The organism is Streptomyces adelaidensis (genome assembly GCF_016598475.1).
In the GTDB taxonomy this organism is placed as follows: domain Bacteria; phylum Actinomycetota; class Actinomycetes; order Streptomycetales; family Streptomycetaceae; genus Streptomyces; species Streptomyces adelaidensis.
The window spans coordinates 1-1,714 of record NZ_JAEMUX010000213.1 but is presented as its reverse complement, the minus strand read 5'-3'; the positions used below and the strand labels follow the sequence as shown (position 1 = coordinate 1,714).

Below are 1,714 nucleotides of genomic sequence, written 5' to 3'. Positions count from 1 at the left end.
GTCATGGGGTGGCAGGGACGCGTGACTCACGCCCCGCTTTCCACACGTTCTCGCCACGGGTGGCGATGTTGTGGGAAGCGTTCCGGTCGGCGTGGGCAACGACCCCGCACCCCCGGCAGATGAAAAGCCCCTGGTCGACACGGTTGCGCTTGTCGACGTGGCCGCACTCGGCGCACGTCTGCGACGTGTACGCGGGATCGACGTGGATGAGCGGCACACCCGCTCGCCTGGCCTTGTAGACGATGAAGTCTCCGAGCTGGGCGAAGGCCCAGGAGTGGAGTGCGACCCGTTGGGGCTTGCGGAGCCGTACCCGGGTGCGGATGCCCTTGAGTTCTTCGAGGGACAGGCCGCGCCCGGTGCGTTCAGCCTCGGTCACGATCGTCTTGGAGATGATGTGGTTGATGTTCGCGGCGTGCCGTGCTTCCTTGCGGGCACGGGCCTTGAGCCGCCGCTTGGCGCTCTTGGTGCGCTTCTTCTGGAGCTTGGCACGCAGGGCGAGCTGTCGCTTGCGGTACCGGTTGAGTCCCCGGCCGGCGGCGCGGTAGCCGTCGGACGTGGTGGCGATGTTGACGATGCCGAGGTCCACGCCGAGGAACCCGGCCGGCTCGTACCGCTCGGCCTCGGGCACGTCACAGGTGGCGACGAGGTAGAACACGCCGTCGCGCTCGATCAGGTCGGATTCGCCCTGCCTGTGCGCCTGGAGCATCTTGAGTGCGTCGGCGGAGCACACGAACGGCATGTTCTTGACCCGGCCGTCCACGGTCCAGATGGACACGGTCCGCTGGTCGTACTGCCAGCTCAGGCACCGGTCGTCATACGGCTGGGCGGCCTCGGGGCGAAAGGTGACCGGCTTGGACTCGGCCTTGCGGCGGCGCCGGGAGCCTTCCCTGCCGAGGTTCCCGGCCCGGATGTTGGCCTTGAGCGTGGCGTACGAGTCGCGCACCTTCTTGATGATGTGCTGCGCGGCCTGCGCTCCCAGGCCCTGTGCTTTGAGGTGGGCGTAGGTGTGCTTGCGCAGCTCGTACTCACGCGGCACGCCGTGCTCGAACGCCACCTCCGACACCCAGTTCGCGGCGTCATTGACCGTGCGCAGGGTGCGCTCAAGCGCGGATACATGCACGGTATCCGGCATGAGTTTGACCTGCGTCACGATCTTCACAAGCGTGATCGTAGCATTGATCTATGTCACCACGCTGGGAGCCAAACTCCGATATTCGCAGGGGACGTAGCGTCGTCCACACCCTCCACGCACATTTGGTCTTCACCCCCAAATACCGGCGCGGACCATTCACCGACGAGATCCTTCAGCGCTGCGAAGAAGTCATGCGCGACGTGTGCACCGACTTCGGCGCGGAGCTGCGGGAGTTCAACGGCGAACGCGATCACGTCCACCTGCTCGTGCACTACCCGCCCAAGGTCGCCGTCTCCCGACTCGTAGGCTCCCTCAAGGGTGTCTCCGCCCGGCGCTTGCGGCAGGAGTTCCCCGGCCACATCCGCAAGTACCTGTGGGGTGAGCACTTCTGGTCGCCGTCCTACTTCGCCGCCTCGTGCGGGGGCGCCCCTCTCGCTGTCATCAAGGAGTACATCGAGAACCAGAAACGTCCCGGTTGAGGTCAATAGCGCAGACCCGTGCACCCGCGCGGGTCAGAGCAGTCTTGAGAAGCGCTTCCTCCCGGGCGTGAACGCCCGGGGTTCCGCGCTAGATCATGCTGAA

At 65.9% G+C, this 1,714-nt stretch carries 2 protein-coding genes; one reads left to right on the top strand and one right to left on the bottom strand.

The window, feature by feature from the left end; genetic code table 11:
* Position 1: 1 nt before the first annotated feature.
* Positions 2-1,132, bottom strand: a complete 1,131-nt coding sequence (locus I8N67_RS41350; protein WP_200309460.1) for an RNA-guided endonuclease InsQ/TnpB family protein — start codon at positions 1,130-1,132, stop codon at positions 2-4.
* Positions 1,133-1,182: 50 nt separating this feature from the next.
* Here I8N67_RS41350 and tnpA point away from each other — a divergent pair, with 50 nt between their 5' ends.
* A complete protein-coding gene (gene tnpA / locus I8N67_RS41345) occupies positions 1,183-1,611 on the top strand; it encodes an IS200/IS605 family transposase (RefSeq protein WP_200309459.1) in 429 nt (142 codons plus the stop codon).
* Positions 1,612-1,714: the final 103 nt, after the last annotated feature.